This is a genomic window from Nucisporomicrobium flavum (assembly GCF_016464385.1).
Lineage (GTDB): Bacteria > Actinomycetota > Actinomycetes > Mycobacteriales > Micromonosporaceae > Actinoplanes > Actinoplanes flavus_A.
The window spans coordinates 534,322-551,298 of record NZ_JADMLH010000002.1 but is presented as its reverse complement, the minus strand read 5'-3'; the positions used below and the strand labels follow the sequence as shown (position 1 = coordinate 551,298).

Below are 16,977 nucleotides of genomic sequence, written 5' to 3'. Positions count from 1 at the left end.
CCGCACGCAGGGCCCGCCCGCCGCCGTCTCGCAGGGCGACCTCAAAACGCGCAGGGCCCGCCCGGCCTACCGGGCGAGCCCTGTCTGCGGCTGAGCGGTCAGCCGGCCTCGATGATCATGCCGGCGCCGACCGTACGGTTGGTCGATTCGTCGATGAGGATGAAGCCGCCCGTGGTGCGGTTGCGGCGGTACTCGTCGGCGAGCAGCGGCACCGTCGTGCGCAGCTTGACGCGGCCGATCTCGTTCAGCCCGAGCTGCCCGGCGTCCTCGTCGCGGTGCAGGGTGTTCACGTCGAGCTTGTACTGCAGTCCGCGGACCACCGTGCGGGCCGTGCGCGTGGTGTGCTTGATCGTGTACTTGCCGCCGACGCGCAGCGGGGCCGTCTCGTCCATCCAGCAGATCATCGCCTCGATGTCCTGGGCGACCGCCGGGGCGTTGTGCGGGCGGCAGATCAGGTCACCGCGCGAGATGTCGATCTCGTCGGTCAGCCGGACCGTCACCGACATCGGCGGGAACGCCTCGTCGACCGGGCCGTCCGCGGTGTCGATGGCAGCGATCTTGCTGGTCATGCCCGAGGGCAGCACCATCACGTCGTCGCCGGGCTTGAGCACGCCCGAGGCGACCTGACCGGCGTACCCGCGGTAGTCGGTCACCGTGGTCGACTGGGGACGGATCACGTACTGCACCGGGAACCGGACGTCGACCAGGTTGCGGTCCGAGGCGATGTGCACGTGCTCGAGGTGGTGCAGCAGCGACGGGCCCTCGTACCAGGGGCTCTTCTCGGAGCGGGAGGCGATGTTGTCGCCCTCCAGCGCGGAGATCGGGATGATCGTCAGGTCGGTGATGTCGAGCTTCGCGGCGAACGAGGTGAACTCGTCGGCGATGCGGTCGTAGACGTCCTTGTCCCAGCCGACGAGGTCCATCTTGTTGACGCACAGCACCAGGTGCGGCACCCGCAGCAGCGACGTCAGGAACGCGTGCCGGCGGGACTGCTCCACCAGGCCCTTGCGGGCGTCGACCAGGATCAGCGCGAGGTCGGCGGTGGAGGCGCCGGTGACCATGTTGCGCGTGTACTGGATGTGCCCGGGGGTGTCGGCGATGATGAACTTGCGCCGCGGCGTCGCGAAGTAGCGGTACGCCACGTCGATCGTGATGCCCTGCTCCCGCTCGGCGCGCAGGCCGTCGGTGAGCAGCGCGAGGTTGGTGTACTCGTCACCGCGCGACGCGCTCGCCGCCTCGACCGCCTCGAGCTGGTCCGCGAAGATCGTTTTGGTGTCGTACAGCAGGCGCCCGATCAGGGTGGACTTGCCGTCGTCGACGCTGCCGGCGGTGGCGAACCGCAGCAGGTCCATGTTCCGGGCAGCTGCTGCCTCGGTCTCCAGCACTGCCTGACTCATCAGAAGTAACCCTCTCGCTTGCGGTCTTCCATCGCCGCCTCGCTGACCTTGTCGTCGCCGCGGGTGGCGCCGCGCTCGGTGATGCGGGTGGCGGCCACCTCGTCGATGACCTTCTCGACGGTGTCGGCGTCGGAGAGCACCGCGGCGGTCTGCGACGCGTCACCGACCGTGCGGTAGCGCACGCGGCGGGTCTGCACCGTCTCGCCGTCGCGGGGCACGATGAACTCGTTGACCGCGTAGAACATCCCGTCGCGCTCGACGACCTCGCGGTCGTGCGCGTAGTAGATGCTCGGCAGGGCGATCTCTTCCTTGGCGATGTAGTGCCACACGTCCAGCTCGGTCCAGTTGGAGAGCGGGAAGACGCGGATGGACTCGCCCGGGTGGTGCCGGCCGTTGTAGAGCGACCACAGCTCGGGGCGCTGGTTCTTCGGGTCCCACTGGCCGAACTCGTCGCGGAAGCTGAACATCCGCTCCTTGGCGCGGGCCTTCTCCTCGTCGCGGCGGGCACCGCCGAAGAGGGCGTCGAAGCGGTACTTCTCCACCGCCGCGAGCAGCACCGGGGTCTGGATGCGGTTGCGCGTGCCGTCGGGCAGCTCCCGCACCAGGCCCGAGTCGATGGCCTCCTGCACGCTGGCGACCACGAGGTTGAGGCCGAGCTCGCCGACGCGGGCGTCGCGATAGTCCAGGACCTCGGGGAAGTTGTGGCCGGTGTCGACGTGCATGACCGGGAACGGGACGCGGGCCGGCGCGAACGCCTTCTCGGCCAGCCGCAGCATCACGATGGAGTCCTTGCCGCCGGAGAACAGCAGCACGGGGCGTTCGAATTCGGCCATGACCTCACGCATCACGAAGATGCTCTCGGCCTCGAGCGCGTCGAGATGCGATACGCGATAGGGCTTCGCCTGGCTCACAGGATCGGCAGACCTTTCGGTGTTGGCTCTCGCCCGCGGTCGACGTCCGTAGCGGGAGCAGGTGCAGAGGGTCAGGGTAGCGGGAGGTGACGCTGCAACGCTGCAAGCAACCGAGGAGCGAGATCCTTGCGGCAGACCACGAGATCCGGCAGTTTGGGATCGGCCCGGTTGTATTCCAACTCACTTCCATCGATTCGGGAAGCGTGCAGTCCAGTGGCCGACGCCACAGCGACCGGGGCGGCGCTGTCCCACTCGTACTGGCCGCCGGCGTGCACGTACGCGTCGGCCTCCCCGTTGATGACCGCGGCGATCTTCACGCCGGCCGAGCCCATCGGCACCAGCTCGGCGCCCAGGTCCTCGGCGAGCGCGGTCACGAAGGCCGGCGGCCGGGTCCGGCTCGCCGCGATCCGGATCTGGCCACCGGTGGCGGCCTCCAGGGGAAGCGGCGGGTACGCCGGAGCCTTGTCGGTCGCGAGCGTCCGGTGCCGGGCCGGCATCGCGACGGCCCCGGCGGCGAGGCAGCTGGGGCTGGAACAGTCGGCCGTCCACAGCGCCACGTGCACGGCCCAGTCGGTGCGCCCCTCCTCGGAGAACTCCCGCGTGCCGTCGAGCGGGTCGACGATCCAGACCCGCGAGGCGCTCAGGCGGTCGGGGCGGATCGACGACGGCTCGCCGTCCTGCCACGCCACCCGGGACTGGTCGTCCTCCTCCGACAGCACCGCGTCGGCAGGGCGCCAGCGGGCGAGCTCGGTACGCAACAGGTCGTGCGCGGCCTTGTCCCCGGCGGCCTTGAGCGCCTTGCCGTCGGCGTACCCCATGTCCTCGCGGACCTGGAGCAGCACCTGGCCGGCGCGGTCGGCCAGCCAGCGCGCGAAGGCGGAGTCGTTGACCGGCGGCGTGCCGCCGGCCTCGGGCTCACGCTGTCCCGCTATGCGCGCCGACGTCCCTGTCTGCTCGCTCATCGTTCTCCCTTGGATTCAGTACGCGCCCGAGGACCGGAGCACCGCGGTCATGGTCCGCAAAAGGATCACCAGATCCAAGCTCAGCGACCAGTTCTCCACATAGCGCAGGTCCAGCCTGACCGCTTCCTCCCACGGCAGGTCCGAGCGTCCGGAAACCTGCCAGAGGCCGGTCATGCCTGGTTTGACCGCCAGCCGGCGCCGCACGTCGTCGGCGTAGGCGGCGACCTCCGACGGCAGCGGCGGTCGCGGGCCGACCAGCGACATCTGCCCCAGCACGACGTTGAGCAGCTGCGGGAGCTCGTCCAGCGAGAGCCGCCGCAGCCACCGGCCGACCGGGGTGACGCGCGGGTCGTCGCGGATTTTGAAGAGCACACCGTCGTGCTCGTTGAGGTGCTTGAGCTCGGCGAGCCGGGCCTCGGCGTCGACGTACATGCTGCGGAACTTGAAGATGCGGAACTCGGACCCGTCACGCCCGACCCGTACCTGCCGAAAGAGTACCGGCCCGCGCGAGGTCAATCGGACGCAGAGTGCGACGGTTAACAGCACCGGACCGAACACGACCAGCAGGATCAGGGCGCCGAGCCGGTCGAAGAGATCTTTCACGACGCGCGCGCCGCCGTGCAGCCGCGGATGCTCGACGTGCAGCATCGGCAGGCCGTCGAAGGGCCGGATCGTGGTCCGCGCCCCCGCGACGTCGATCAGCGCGCTCGCCACGATCAGGTCGACCTCGTCGCGTTCCAACCGCCACGCCAGCCGCCGGAGCGCGACACCGTCCAGCTCAGGGCAGCTCAGCACCACGACGGTGTCCGCATCGGCGGCGTCCACGGCGTTGGCCACGTCGTCAAAGGTGCCGTACACGGGCAAGTCCACCACGCCGTCGTGGTCCGGCGGCAGGCACGCACCGACCACCTCGAGGCCGTGGTACCGCTCCCGGCGCAGCTGGCGGGTGATCCCGATGACGGACAGCTCGTGCCCCACCACCAGCACCCGGCGCAGGCTCTCCCCCCGCGCCCGCTCGATGTGCAGCCGCTTACGCATCGCGAACCGCAACACCACGGCGGTGCCGATCGCCGTCGGCAGCGCCGCCAGCACGTAGGAACGGGCAAGATCAAGTTCCAGCGCGTACGAGACGACGGCCGCGCTCGCGATCAACCCGACCCCGCCGCGCAGCACCCGCTGATACTCGTCGGTGCCCACGAACAGGAACCGGCGCTCGTACGCCCGGCTGACCACCAGCACGGCGAGCAACGCCACCGGCAGCAGCGCCGACAACAGCAGATACCACCGGTTGTACGTGGTCACCTCGTCGCCGAAGCGCAGCCCGAACGTCACCGCGCCCGCGGCCACCCCGGCCGTCAGATCGCCGACGACGAGCATGCGGACGTACCGTCGCTCCCAGCGCTGCCGCCGCGACATCGCCGCGTGCCGACCGGGCACCCGGACGAAGGGCCGCGTCGCGGGGCGCGTGGCAGCCGACCGGTTCGGCCGGGCCGACCAGAGCCGGTCCATCGCCTGATTGCGGGCCCGCCCGCTCGCGACCTGCCCACCATCGCCGGCCAGCGGCGGCGCATTGTCCCGGCCGTCCCCGGCAGGCGGCGGCGCACCGAGGTCGCCGGCATCCTCGTCCCCGGCGGGCCGCGCCGGCGACGGGATCTTGCTGTTACGCCCGCGCTCCCGGTACGGCGACGGACGATGCGGACGTGGGCCATGGTTGCCCGGCGGATGATTCGCCGGGCCGTGATTCTCCGGCGGATCGCTGCGGACGGCATCCGTCCGCGCCTCCGCACCGCTGCCCCGCTGAATGGTCGGCAGGGTCACCGTCGGTTCGTCCAGCGTCGCCTCATGGCTCCTGGACAGGTCCTGTGTCACCCGAACCTCCCCCACGCCGTCGATTCCCGCGCGCCGCGGCGGCGCGCTCCCGTGTCACGTGCGCGCCGATGCTGCGCGCTCCGCGAGCGCGCCCATTCCGGCGTGCTCTGAGAGCGCGTCGCGGTTCCGGCGCGCCCTGAGAGCGCGTCCCGGTTCGGCGTGCCCCAGAGCGCGTCCCGGTTCGGCGTGCCCTGGAGCGCGCTTCTCGGCGTGCTCGCAGAGCGCGCTTCTCGGCGTGCTCGCAGAGCGCGCTTTACGGCGTGCTCCCGGAGCGCGCTTTACGGCGTGCGTCGCCTTTCGGCGTGCTCTGGGAGCGCGGCCGATCTGGCGTGCTCTGGGAGCGCGGCCGATCAGGCGTGCTCCGTGAGCGCGTCGCGTTTCGGCGTGCTCCCGGGGCGCGTCGTCCGGCGTGCTCCGAGAGCGCGTCGCGTTTCGGCGCGCTACGTGGACAACGGACCAAAGGGTGGCGGCGTCACGGGACCGATAGACGGACAAAACGGTCCAAACGATCTATGCGTTCGCCGGACAGCGCCTTGGTTCGCGTGGTATTCGCCTAATTTCCGTGGTACTTGTTCTGCGCCCACTCGACGCCCTCCAGCACGACCGCTTCCACCACATCGGCGGCCCGGTCGACGAGGAAGTCCAGCTCCTTGCGCTCCACGGCGGAAAAATCGGACAGCACGAAATCCGCCGGATCCTGCCGCCCCGGCGGCCGCCCGATACCGAACCGGACCCGCGCGTACTCCTTGGTGCCCAGCGACTTCGACATCGAGCGCAGTCCGTTGTGACCGCCCTCACCGCCGCCGCGCTTCACCCGCACCTGCCCGTACGGGACGTCCAGCTCGTCGTGCACGGCCACCACGTTCTCCACCGGCACCTTGAAGAACTGCGCCAGCGCCGACACCGGGGCGCCCGACAGGTTCATGTACGTCAGCGGCTTCACCAGGATCAGCTTCGGACCGCCGAACCCGAGCCGGCCCTCCCCCACCTCGGCCACCGCACGCTTGTGCCGCCCCACCTTCGCGCCGATCCGGGACGCGAGCAGCTCGGCCACCATGAAACCCACGTTGTGCCGGTTCCCCGCGTACTCCCGGCCCGGGTTGCCCAGGCCGACCACCAGCCACGGCGCGTCCTCGGTCATTGCATTTCCCTCCACACGACAAAACAGGGAAAGTGCCGGGCGGCACTTTCCCTGTCGGGTGCTTGCTCCGGCTGCGTCAGCCGGCGGCTTCCTCGGTCGCCTCGGCGCTCTCGCCGGCGGCGGCCTCGGTGCTCTCGCCGGAGTCGCCCTCCATCTGCGCGGCGGTCTGCGCCTGCGAGACCATCGCGATGAGGTAATCCGGCTCCACGGCCAGCTCAGTGCCCGCCGGCAGGGTCACGTCGGCGGCGGTGACCTGCGCGCCGGCCTCGAGGCCCTCGATCGAAACCTCCAGGGCGGCCGGCACGTGCAGCGCCTCGGCCGTCACCGACAGGGTCGTGCTCTCGCTCACCACGAGCGTGTTCTTCGCGGCGTCGCCGACCAGCGTCACGGGGACGTCGACCTGGACCTTCTCGCCGCGCTTCACGATGATCAGGTCCACGTGCTCGTACGTGTCCTTGATCGGGTCGCGCTGGATCGCCTTCGGCAGGGCCAGCGTGGCACCCGACCCGCCGGCGATGTCGATCGTGAAAACCTGGTTGAGGCCACCGTGCCGGATGGCGGCGGCGAACTCGCGGGCCGGCAGCGCGATGTGCTGCGGCTTCTCACCGTGGCCGTACAGCACGGCAGGCACCAGGCCGGCCCGGCGCGTGCGACGGGCACCACCCTTGCCGAACTCGGTACGGGGCTCGGCGCTGATCTTTACCTCGGACACGGGGAAACTCCTGAAACTCTGAATCGGGCTGCGTCTAAGTCGGCGGGCTGCGGGCGGATCATCGGCGGGAACCGAATGGTGGTGCTCAGTGCTCGGCAAGGGGCGCACTGGGCACAGGCCCGGAGCACCGCGTCGATCACGGTGCCTCGAGCGGACTGCGCAACACCTGCAGCAGACCGCGGGGCACCCTCGCCGTGGCAACCGCACCAGCTTACCTGCTCGCGCCACGCTCAAACCGGCGGGTCCCGGCTGCTGCCCCTCCCTGCGAAAACTTCACCCGTCGGATGCACCTTGCGCCCCGCAAACCACAGCGGAAAGCCGCTAAATGGTTACAGCGCGTCGACCGGGCAGGGCGGGGTGGCCGAGCCGCGGGCCGCGGGGAGCAGCGGGCCGGGCTGGGTGGCGGGCCAAACGGAACCGCGAGCCGCGGCCAGCCGAGTGGCAGGCCGAGCAGCTGGCCTCGCCCTGGCCGAGCGGCGGGCCGAGCAGCTGGCCTCGCCCTGGCCGAGCGGCAGGCCGAGCAGCTGGCCGCGCCCTGACTGAGTGGCAGGCAGGCCGAGCAGCTGGCCGCGCCCCTGGCTAAGTGGCGGCCGCTTGCCGGACCGGCCGCCGGCTCGCCCGGCGGCCGGGTGGAACGGCGGTGAGCCGCCGCGGTGCCGCGGGTCCGTCGGCCGCCCAGCCCGCCGGCTAGTCGCCGCCGCGAGTCGGTCGGCCGCCCAGCCGCCCGGCTAGTCACCGCCGCGAGTCGGTCGGCCGCCCAGCCGCCCGGCTAGTCACCGCCGCGAGTCGGTCGGCCGCCCGGCTAGTCGCCGCCGCGGGTCAGCTGAGGCCGCCGAACAGGGTGGTCACCGAGCCGTCGTCGAAGACCTCGCGGATCGCGCGGGCCAGCAGCGGCGCGATCGAGAGCACGGTGATCTTGTCCAGGCGCTTCTCCGGCGGCAGCGGCAGGGTGTTCGTCACCACCAGTTCGGAGATGCGGCTGTTCTTCAGCTTCTCCGTCGCCGGGTCGGACAGCAGCGCGTGCGTCGAGGCCACGACCACGTCGGCGGCGCCGGAGTCGAAGAGGATGTCGGCGGCCTTGGTGATCGTGCCGCCCGTGTCGATCATGTCGTCGACCAGCAGGCAGACCCGGCCCTCGACCTCGCCGACGACGCGGTTGGCGACGACCTGGTTGGGCTTCATCGGGTCGCGGGTCTTGTGGATGAACGCCAGCGGGCAGCCGCCCAGCCGGTCCGTCCAGCGCTCGGCCACCCGTACGCGGCCCGAGTCGGGGGCCACGACCGTCATCGGGCGGCCCTCGAACTTGCGCTCGACGTGCTCGGCCAGGATGTCCATCGCGAAGAGGTGGTCCACCGGCCCGTCGAAGAAGCCCTGGATCTGCGCGGTGTGCAGGTCGACGGTGAGGATCCGGTTGGCGCCCGCGGTCTTCAGCAGGTCGGCGACCAGGCGCGCCGAGATCGGCTCGCGGCCGCGGTGCTTCTTGTCCTGCCGCGAGTACGGGTAGAACGGCAGCACCACGGTGATCCGCTTCGCCGACCCGCGCTTCAACGCGTCGACCATGATCAGCGTCTCCATGACCCACCGGTTGACGCCCTCGGTGACCGACTGCACGACGAACGCGTCGGACCCGCGTACGGAATCCTTGAACCGGACGAAGATCTCGCCGTTGGCGAACTCGTAGGAGTCCGACGGCGTCGGGGCGACGCCGAGCACCTGGCCGATCTCCTCCGCCAGCTCCGGGAAACCGCGCCCGGAGAAAAGCATCAGACTCTTACGGTTCTCGGCGACGATGCTGCCCATGGGCCCGTCCGCTCCCGTGCGATCGAGGGGTTGTCACCTGAAGTATTACCTGCCCGGGGCCGGACACCACGTGCCGGATCCGGGTCGTGGGATGGCTCACCCCAGCTTGCGCCGCCGCCGACCACCTGTCAGCTGTCCGAGGCCCGCACGGCACGGAAGCGCAACGCGACAGGAACACGGGACGCGCTCGGCCGGCGGGCGCGGCGCCGCTACGCGGTCGGGTCCGGCGAGGCCGGCCGCTCGGCCGCCACCTTCTGCTCGGCGGCCTCCGCGGCCTCCGCCGACACCGTCCCCGGCCGCTTGCGGGCCGTCCACCCGTCGATGTTGCGCTGCTGCGCGCGGGTCACCCCCAGGCTGCCCGCCGGTACGTCCTTGGCGACCGCGCTGCCCGCGGCCACGTACGCGCCCGGGCCGATCTCCACCGGGGCGATCAGCACGGTGTCGCTGCCCACGAACGCCGCCTCACCCACGGTCGTGTGGTGCTTGTTGACGCCGTCGTAGTTGGCGAAGATCGTTCCCGCCCCGATGTTCGACTTCGGGCCGATCGTGGCGTCACCCACGTACGAGAGGTGCGGCACCTTGGCACCGGCGCCCAGCTCGGCGTTCTTGGTCTCGACGAAGCCGCCCACCTTCGCCTTACGGCCCAGCCGCGTGCCGGGACGCAGGTACGAATACGGGCCCACGGTCGCGTCCGGCCCGATCTGCGCGCCGACGGACTGCGTCCGCAACACCGTCGCGCCCTCCGCGACCACCGTGTCGATCAAGGTCGTGTCCGGGCCGATCACCGCGCCCGTCGCCACCGTGGTGGAGCCCTGCAGCTGGGAATTCTGGTCCACGACCGCGTCCGGCTCGAGCGTCACGGTCACGTCGATCCACGTGGTCGCCGGGTCCAGGATCGACACCCCGGAACGCATCCACGCCGTGTTCACCCGGTCGCGCAGCAGCGCCCGGAGACGGGCCAGCTCGGCCCGGTCGTTGCAGCCGAGCGTCTCCTGCGCGTCGGCGGCCACGTACACGCCGACCGGGTGACCGACCGACGCGAGAATGCCGAACACGTCGGTCAGGTATTCCTCGCCCTGGTCGTTGTCGGTGGACAGCTTGCCGAGCGCCTCGCGCAGCAGCGTGGCGTCGAACACGTAGATGCCCGCGTTGATCTCGCGGATCGCCCGGACCTCCGGCGAGGCGTCCCGCTCCTCCACGATCCGCTCGAGGTTGCCCTCGGCGTCGCGCACGATCCGGCCCAGACCGGTCGGGTCCGCCACCTCGGCGGCCAGCACGGTCGCACCCGTACGGGCCGACTCATGCGCGGCGACCAGGGCCTCCACGGTTTCCGGGCGCAGCAGCGGCACGTCGGCGTTCAAAACCACCACGGTGCCGGCCGCCTCCGGGATCGCGTCCAGCGCGATGCGTACGGCGTGCCCGGTGCCGTTCTGCTCGGCCTGCAGCACCGGCGTCGCGCCGGGCGCGATCTCGGCGAGGTGCGCGCGCACCTGGTCGGCCTTGTGCCCGACGACCACGACCGTGCGGGAGGCGTGCGCGGCGTCGGCGGCGTGCAGGACGTGACCGAGCAGGGTGCGGCCGAGCAGCGAGTGCAGCATCTTGGGCGTCGCGGACTTCATCCGCTTGCCTTCACCGGCGGCGAGGACGACGACGGTGCGGCTCGGGGCCTGGCTCACGCGGGACTCCATTGTTCGCAGTGTGGCGGTTCAGAGACGCGGCGCCAACTCAGCCGCGGATGAAGAGCTCCCGGGAGAGGATTCGAACCCCTATAATCATAGCCAAAGTATGATGTCCTGCCCTTAGACGACCCGGGAGGGCAAAGCGGACATAACGCTAGAGGTCATGTTCGCGGGCTACATAGTAGCGTCTCCCCCGAGCTCGGTCGCGGACGCGACGCCTCGCATCATGCCCTCGATCCTCCAGTAGAGCTGGCGTGACCTCGGCACATCCACCACGAGGCACCCTCGATAAGGATCCCCGACGTTGTACCGGACCGTGGACGGATTGTGCGTCTTCAGAGTGGGTCGGCGGAAAATCGCGAAGGGCACACCGACCACCGCGGCCCACCATCGACCCGCCGCCTCCGCGTCGGCGGATTCATGGATGCTGACGCGGTATCTCAAGGCGTCACGATCCTGCCCGAAGGACTCGACGAACCGGATGAACAGCAGGATGAGCGCGGGGTCACTGTTGATGAAAGTGACGCGACACCGGTTCGGCTCCCACGGCTTGGACTTGGCGCCCTCGCACCAGTAGGCGACAGCGCCGAGGAGGCGCACCTCCCGGTCGGACAGCGCGCCGACCCAGGCGGCTTCGGCTTCATTGGTGGCTGCGCGGTCGGCGTCGCGTTTCTGCCGGAGGGGTTCCCAGCGGGTCTCGGCGATGCGCCGGGAGTGTTCGCTGCGGCGCTCGTGTGCACGTTCGCTGGTCTCGTCGAGGGGCAGGTGCCGCACCCAGAGGTACGCCGTGGACTTGGAGACGTTCAGCTCGGCGGCGATCTCCGGGACGGTGTATCCGGCATGCCGGAGGTCGACGGCCCGGTCGCGAAGGTCGTCCTTGGCGTTGGGCCGGCGGGTCCATTCCGGGGTGGGTTCGTTCCAGAGCCAGGCCGCCATGGTGTCGCGGCTGACGCCGAAGTGTTTGCGGAGCTGAGCCAGGGAGATCCGGGTTTCCGCGCGCAGACGCCGTGCCTCGACCGCACGCGGATCACCCGTTTCGGATGTCTGCATGTAGGTACATTACTGCGCACCTACAGCTCGATGTCAATGCTTGGGGTGGGCGTTGAGGAACTGCCAGATGGTCGGGGTCGCATCGATCGCCGTGGAGGGTGGGTCGAGGTGGAAGATGCGCTCGGCGACCGGGGTCGGGCGAGAGCCGGGCCATTGGTGGCCTGCGCCGGCGACCGTGATCAGGTCGACCGCGCGGCCGTCCGGGCAGGTCGATGTCGACGTCGTGACTGCGCCCTCTTTGGTGGTTGCCGGGGGCGCGCAGTTGTCGGTCTTGCGCCACGTCTCGATGAGCGAGGGCACCGAGGGGCCGTCGATCTTCACGGGGAGGCGTCCCTTGCCGTCGTTGCTGCGGCGGCCTGGGCCTCCGGCGTACGGGATGGTGGGGTCCTTGTCGCCGTGGATGTGGATGATCGAGAGCGGTTTCGGTGCGGGGCAGTCGTTGATCATTGTGCCGGCGACGGGGCCGATGGCGGCGAAGATGTCGGTGTCGCAGGCGAGGCGGTAGGCGAACATCGCGCCGTTGGAGATGCCGGTGGCGTAGATGCGTTCGGGGTCTGCGGGGAGTGTGGAGACGAGCCGGGTGATGAAGCCGACGTCGTCGACCTTGTCGCGGGCCGCTACGCCGCAGCAGTCGGAGCTGACGTTCCAGGTGCGGTTCACCCCGTCGGGGTACGCGACCAGGAAGCCACCTTTGTCGGCCTCGGCGTCCCAGCCGTACGCCTGCTCGGCCTGGCGTCCGGTGCCGACGGCGCCGTGCAGGACGACGACGAGGGGCGCGCCGGCGCGGGCGGCGGCGGGCCGGTACAGCAGGTAGGTGCGTTGCCGGCCGTCGACGGTGATGGTGCCGCTGGACTTTCCGACGGGTGGTTCGGAGACCCGCGGTTGCGGTGACGACTGCCGGGTGCAGCCGGCGAGGAGGAGGGCGAGGATCGCCACGGAAAAGGCGGCCAGTCTCTTCATGTCGTCACCGTTCTCCGTCGATGTTCGAGGAACGTACGGGCGCGGTCAGAAGTGCGGCTGGGCGGGCCTGGTGGCCCGCCCAGCACTGTGGAGACGGTTCAGCGCTTGGTCATCTCGATGAGTTCCCAGCCGCCCTCGGGCTTGCTGTCGCGCTTGTCCGTACGCAGGTTCATCGGGTTGGCCATGCCCAGGTAGAGCCCGCCCTTGCCGTTGGGGACCATGTTGCGGATCCCGTAGTTGAGGTAGTTGCCGAGGCCGCGCGTGTTGACGGCCTGGGCGGGCGAGCTGGAGTTCGGGAACATGTAGAGGTCGCCGCCGAAGTTCGACGGGCTGATCAGCGGCATGTGCCAGTTGTCCGGGTCGGCGAGCGCCTTCTTGGCCCGCTTGTTGACCGGGGCCTGCGGGGCGGCGCCGGACAGCAGGTCCTTGACGAGGTAGCTCCAGTCCATGGTGCCGACGAAGAGCTTGTTGTCGACCACGGTCATGCGCCACGTGTAGTTGTTGAAGAGGTAGCCGAAGCCGGACTTGCCGTACAGGGGCGTGAAGTTGGTGGTCTTGTCCGACCAGGTGGAGGTTGCCGGATCCCAGGCGGGGAGGGTCTTCTCGCCGTACACGAGTTCGACCTTCTGGGTGGGCAGGCCGATGTCCTTGGCGCGCCAGATGCTGATCGCGCGCTGGGTCTTGACGGCCTGGTCCTTGGCCTGCTGGTCGGTGGTGGGCGGGTAGACGGTGGCGTGCACGGTGCTGCTCTTCATCGGCACGTGCATGGTGCCCCAGTAGACGTACCCGTCGAACGCGGCGATGCCGCCGCCGCCGTACGTGGCGGAGACGACGCGGTCCGGCTCGTACTGGCGGGCGTTCCAGATCTGCTTCCAGCCGGTCTTGTCCTCGTCGTTGAGGCCGGGCAGGCCGTCGGCGAGCTTGGGGCTGACCCAGAGGCCGGCGAGCATCGCCTGGCTGGTGGGCTGCTCGGCGGGCCAGCTGGTGGCGGCGATGCGGCCGTCGTAGACGGTGAGGTCGGCGGCCTGCACGGGCAGGGCGGCGACGGTGGTGAAGTCGAACGGCCGGGTCGTGTCGCCGTTCCAGCGCCAGACCGCGCCACCGGCGGAGCCGTTGCGGCCGATGCCGACGCCGAGGTAGAGGGCGTCGTCGGCGACGAGGAACGTCCGGATGTTGCCGTAGTCCGGGAAGTTGATCGAGCCGAGGTACTCCTGGGTGGTGGCGTCGAACGCGAACATGTTGAGCGTGTTCTCGAGCGCCGGGCCGCCGAGGAGCACGACGTTGCCCATGTGGCCGGCGGCGCGCAGGCCGAGGGTGTGGGACAGCCGGAGGGCGTCGTCGGGGCCCTTGGCGCGGATCTCGGCGCTCTTGTTGACGGCGAGGCGGGTGGTGAGGTCGTACGTCCACACCTCGGGGGCGCGCATGTCGCCGAGGTAGTCGGGGATCGCCTCGTCGTCCTTGGACGCCTGGCTCTCGCCGTACTCGCAGGTCCAGTTGTCGTTGGCGGTGGGCTTGACGTAGTCGAGGGTGGCGCCGCTGACCAGGCAGTGCACGTTGGCGCCGGTGCCGTACCAGAGGGTCTGCTCGACCTGGGTGAGGCCCCAGACGTAGGCCTGGTTGACCTTGGGTTTGCCGGTGGAGCAGGGCGGCCCGGCCGGGTAGGGCTGGCCGACGCCGTTGAAGCACTCGTCGGGCTTGGCCTTGGCGAGCAGGTTGAACTTGTACTCGGGCCGGGTCGGCGCGGCGGCCGCCGGCGAGATCGCCGAGCCGGCGGCCACGAGGGCCACCGACCCTATGGCGAGAAGTCTTCTTATATTGATCAACTTAATCGTCCTCCTGAGACGCGGCGAGCGCCCGCCGCGAAGGGTTCGCGGGGGCGCGGGGGATGGGGCGGGCGGGCGGCGTCGTGGGAAGCGCCACCCACCCACGTTCGTGGGTTACGGGTTGGGCACCGTGAGCCTTCTCAGTTCCCAGCCGCCCTCGGGGACGGAGTCGGCGGGATCGGTGCGCAGGTTCATCGGGTTCGCCATACCGAGGTAGAGGGTGTTCCCGTCGGCGGCCATGGTGCGGACGCCGTAATTGAGGTAGTTGCCGAGGCCGCGGGTGTCGACGGCTTCGGCGGGGGCGTCCGCGGAAGGGAACGCCCACAGGTCGGCGCCCCAGCCGGCCGGGTCGGTGGGGGGCGCGTCCTCGGCGAGGTCCTGGACGAGGTAGCTCCAGTCCATCGTGCCGACGTAGAGGCGGTCACCGGCCACGGTCATCCGCCACGTGTAGTTGTTGAACGTGTTGCCGAACCCGGACCTGCCGTACCGCGCGGTCCAGCCCGTCGGGACCGCAGCCCAGGTGCCCGTCTCGGGCGTGTAGCGGGGCAGGGCGGATTCGCCGTACAGCAGCTCGATCTCCTGCTGCGGGGTGCCGAGGTTCCGTCCCCGCCAGATGCTCGTCGCGCGCTGGGTGAAGCGGACCTGGGCGCGCTGCCCCTCCGGGGTGGTCTGCGGGTACGTCGTCTGGTGCACCTTGGTGGCCTTGAGCGGCACGTGCATGCTGCCCCAGTACACCCAGCCGCCGTACGCCGCGACGCCGCCGAGGCCGTACGTGCCCTTGATGAGCGGGTCGGTCTCGTACTTGCCGGCGTTCCACACCTGGGTCCAAGCGCCCGTGTCACCGGTGTTCAGCGGCAGCTCCGGGCTGCGCCACACGCCGGCGAGCTGGGCGTCCGTGGTGGGCTTGGCCGTGGACCAGGTGGTCGCGTACAGCCGGCCATCCTGGTAGGCGAGGTCGGCGGCCTGCGCGGGCAGCGTGCCGACCCGTTCGAAGAGGAACGGGGTGAGCCGGTTGCCGCGCCAGCGCAGCACCGCCCCGCCGAGGCTGCCGTCCGGGCCGATGCCCACGCCGAGGTACAGGGAACCCCCGGCGGCCAGGAACGTCCGGGCGTTGCCGTACTGGGCGAAGGTGTGCGAGCCGAGGTAGCGCTTCGTGGCCGCGTCGAAGGCGAACACGTTGAGGGTGCTGGTCAGGTTCGGCCCGGCGAACAGCACGACACCGTTGAGCGTGCCCGCCGCGCGCAGGCCGAGCGTGCTGCGCAGCCGCCGGGCGTCCACGTCGGAGGCGGCCGTGATGTCACCGGACCGGTTGGTGAGGCTGCCGGTGGTGGCGTCGTACAGCCACGCCTGCGGCGCGCGGACGTCGCCGAGCGCGTCGGGCACGGCCGGGTGGGTGCGGGCGACCTGGCTCTCGCCGTACTCGCAGACGTAGTTGTCGTTGACCACCGGCTCGCTCGTGGCGAGGCTGGTGCCGCTGGTCAGGCAGTGGGTGTTGGCGCCGGTGCCGAACCAGACCTGCCGGCCGGCCCGGGTCAGCCCCCACACGTACGCCTGGTTGACCTTCGGCTTGCCCTCGGCGCACGGCGGCCCCGCCGGGTACGGCTGCCCGATGCCCGCGAAGCACTCGTCGGCCGCCGCCTTGCCCAGCAGCTCGAAGGTGTCGGCCTGCGCGACCGTGGTGGGTGAGACCGCGAGCAGAACAGCTGCTAACCCGGCTAATGCAGTCATGCCGGCACCGCCACTGGTTCGGGCTTACGGACGCGGTCGGCCACCGACACCGCCCAGCCGGCCGGGTCGGCGAAGCCGAGGAATGCGCCGAGGGCGGTCAGCTCGCCCACCGGGTCCGCGACCAGGGCCTCGTACGCCATGGTGTGCAGGTGGGCCGGCGGGTGATCGGCGAGCGCCTGCTCGGCCTGGCTGCTCATGAACGCGCACAGCCCCATGAACCGCTTCGGGTCCCGGCCGCGCTCCTGCAGGAACTCGGCGGTGAGCCGGTCCGGCAGGTACGCGCGGACCTCCTCCGGCATGTCGTCGGCGGGATCGGCGGTGAGCGGGTCCACGCCGTACCGTCCGACCGCCTCGACCCGCAGCTGCACGAGCTGGAACGAGGAGTGCCGGCTCATCGACTTCGCGGTGGCCGCCCAGTCCCGGGTCAGGTACACGATCTTCGCGGTCGGGAAGTTCTCCAGCAGCGACGTCGTCACCTGGCTGGAGCCGCCCGAGCGCTCCACCCAGCGCTTCTTGCCGGTCAGCTCGGTGAGCAGGTCGAGGAACGCCTGGTGGTGCGCGCCCACGCTCTGCGTCGGGAACGCGCGCACCCGCGGGGCGAGCCGGTCGAACAGCTCATCCGGGTCGTCGGTCAGCTTGGCGAGCGTGATGGCCAGGATCCGCGGCAGGTTGACCAGGTCGTCGTTGAAGCGGCCGGACGCCGGGTAACGCACCTCCTTGGGCGGCACGCCGATGCGGAACAGCACCGACAGCTCCTCCTTGGGGCCGCTGAGCACGTCCCAGTACGCCGGCCCGGTGATGATCTCGGTGCTCCGGTTCCACGGCGCCACCGACATGAAGAACTCCTGGACCGAGCAGGTCTCCGGCTCCTCGACGATCAGGTCCGAGAGCAGGGTGGAACCACAGCGGCCGTTGCTGATGATGATGGCGCGGTCCATCGGACCT

General features: G+C 70.5%; 13 protein-coding genes and 1 tRNA gene. All 14 read right to left on the bottom strand.

Annotation, left to right across the window (positions count from 1 at the left end; genetic code table 11):
* Positions 1 to 98 precede the first annotated feature (98 nt).
* Positions 99 to 1,397, bottom strand: coding sequence for a sulfate adenylyltransferase subunit CysN (cysN, locus tag IT780_RS06750; RefSeq protein ID WP_199510517.1), 1,299 nt, complete (start codon positions 1,395 to 1,397; stop codon positions 99 to 101).
* Complete coding sequence (cysD, locus tag IT780_RS06745; RefSeq protein ID WP_199510516.1) at positions 1,397 to 2,308, bottom strand: sulfate adenylyltransferase subunit CysD; 912 nt, start codon at positions 2,306 to 2,308, stop codon at positions 1,397 to 1,399. The genes cysN and cysD overlap by 1 nt, the downstream gene beginning before the upstream one ends.
* A 71-nt stretch (positions 2,309 to 2,379) precedes the next feature.
* A complete protein-coding gene (locus IT780_RS06740; RefSeq protein WP_199510515.1) occupies positions 2,380 to 3,270 on the bottom strand; it encodes a 3'(2'),5'-bisphosphate nucleotidase CysQ in 891 nt (296 codons plus the stop codon).
* A gap of 15 nt (positions 3,271 to 3,285) precedes the next feature.
* Positions 3,286 to 4,779: a sugar transferase gene (locus tag IT780_RS06735; protein ID WP_372443633.1), complete on the bottom strand. Its 1,494-nt coding sequence runs from the start codon at positions 4,777 to 4,779 to the stop codon at positions 3,286 to 3,288.
* Positions 4,780 to 5,692: 913 nt separating this feature from the next.
* Positions 5,693 to 6,280 carry an aminoacyl-tRNA hydrolase gene (gene pth, locus IT780_RS06730; protein ID WP_199510513.1) on the bottom strand — a complete coding sequence of 196 codons (588 nt, stop codon included), beginning with the start codon at positions 6,278 to 6,280 and terminating at the stop codon, positions 5,693 to 5,695.
* A gap of 76 nt (positions 6,281 to 6,356) precedes the next feature.
* Entirely contained in the window at positions 6,357 to 6,992 is a 636-nt protein-coding gene (locus IT780_RS06725; protein WP_199510512.1) for a 50S ribosomal protein L25/general stress protein Ctc, read from the bottom strand.
* An 819-nt stretch (positions 6,993 to 7,811) separates the two neighbouring features.
* The gene (locus tag IT780_RS06720) at positions 7,812 to 8,792 is read right to left on the bottom strand and encodes a ribose-phosphate diphosphokinase (protein WP_199510511.1); all 981 of its coding nucleotides are present in this window, start codon (positions 8,790 to 8,792) and stop codon (positions 7,812 to 7,814) included.
* 209 nt (positions 8,793 to 9,001) lie between these two features.
* Positions 9,002 to 10,468: a bifunctional UDP-N-acetylglucosamine diphosphorylase/glucosamine-1-phosphate N-acetyltransferase GlmU gene (gene glmU / locus IT780_RS06715; protein ID WP_199510510.1), complete on the bottom strand. Its 1,467-nt coding sequence runs from the start codon at positions 10,466 to 10,468 to the stop codon at positions 9,002 to 9,004.
* Positions 10,469 to 10,535: 67 nt separating this feature from the next.
* A tRNA-Gln gene (locus IT780_RS06710) sits at positions 10,536 to 10,606 on the bottom strand.
* A 39-nt stretch (positions 10,607 to 10,645) separates the two neighbouring features.
* A complete protein-coding gene (locus IT780_RS06705) occupies positions 10,646 to 11,521 on the bottom strand; it encodes a helix-turn-helix domain-containing protein (protein WP_199510509.1) in 876 nt (291 codons plus the stop codon).
* Positions 11,522 to 11,554: 33 nt separating this feature from the next.
* The gene (locus IT780_RS06700) at positions 11,555 to 12,481 is read right to left on the bottom strand and encodes a CE1 family esterase (protein ID WP_199510508.1); all 927 of its coding nucleotides are present in this window, start codon (positions 12,479 to 12,481) and stop codon (positions 11,555 to 11,557) included.
* A gap of 98 nt (positions 12,482 to 12,579) precedes the next feature.
* Positions 12,580 to 14,268, bottom strand: coding sequence for a hypothetical protein (locus IT780_RS06695; protein WP_307831072.1), 1,689 nt, complete (start codon positions 14,266 to 14,268; stop codon positions 12,580 to 12,582).
* Positions 14,269 to 14,418: 150 nt separating this feature from the next.
* Positions 14,419 to 16,032, bottom strand: coding sequence for a hypothetical protein (locus tag IT780_RS06690; protein WP_233412272.1), 1,614 nt, complete (start codon positions 16,030 to 16,032; stop codon positions 14,419 to 14,421).
* Positions 16,029 to 16,970, bottom strand: coding sequence for a sulfotransferase family protein (locus IT780_RS06685; RefSeq protein WP_199510506.1), 942 nt, complete (start codon positions 16,968 to 16,970; stop codon positions 16,029 to 16,031). The genes IT780_RS06690 and IT780_RS06685 overlap by 4 nt, the downstream gene beginning before the upstream one ends.
* Positions 16,971 to 16,977 lie beyond the last annotated feature (7 nt).

Excerpts from the sequence above, each read along its gene's own strand:
- IT780_RS06720 (WP_199510511.1), bottom strand. The coding sequence starts at position 8,792 with ATGGGCAGCATCGTCGCCGAGAACCGTAAGAGTCTGATGCTTTTCTCC.
- IT780_RS06705 (WP_199510509.1), bottom strand. The coding sequence starts at position 11,521 with ATGCAGACATCCGAAACGGGTGATCCGCGTGCGGTCGAGGCACGGCGT.
- IT780_RS06690 (WP_233412272.1), bottom strand. The coding sequence starts at position 16,032 with ATGACTGCATTAGCCGGGTTAGCAGCTGTTCTGCTCGCGGTCTCACCC.
- IT780_RS06735 (WP_372443633.1), bottom strand. The coding sequence starts at position 4,779 with ATGGACCGGCTCTGGTCGGCCCGGCCGAACCGGTCGGCTGCCACGCGC.
- IT780_RS06700 (WP_199510508.1), bottom strand. The coding sequence starts at position 12,481 with ATGAAGAGACTGGCCGCCTTTTCCGTGGCGATCCTCGCCCTCCTCCTC.
- IT780_RS06740 (WP_199510515.1), bottom strand. The coding sequence starts at position 3,270 with ATGAGCGAGCAGACAGGGACGTCGGCGCGCATAGCGGGACAGCGTGAG.
- IT780_RS06685 (WP_199510506.1), bottom strand. The coding sequence starts at position 16,970 with ATGGACCGCGCCATCATCATCAGCAACGGCCGCTGTGGTTCCACCCTG.
- cysN (WP_199510517.1), bottom strand. The coding sequence starts at position 1,397 with ATGAGTCAGGCAGTGCTGGAGACCGAGGCAGCAGCTGCCCGGAACATG.
- pth (WP_199510513.1), bottom strand. The coding sequence starts at position 6,280 with ATGACCGAGGACGCGCCGTGGCTGGTGGTCGGCCTGGGCAACCCGGGC.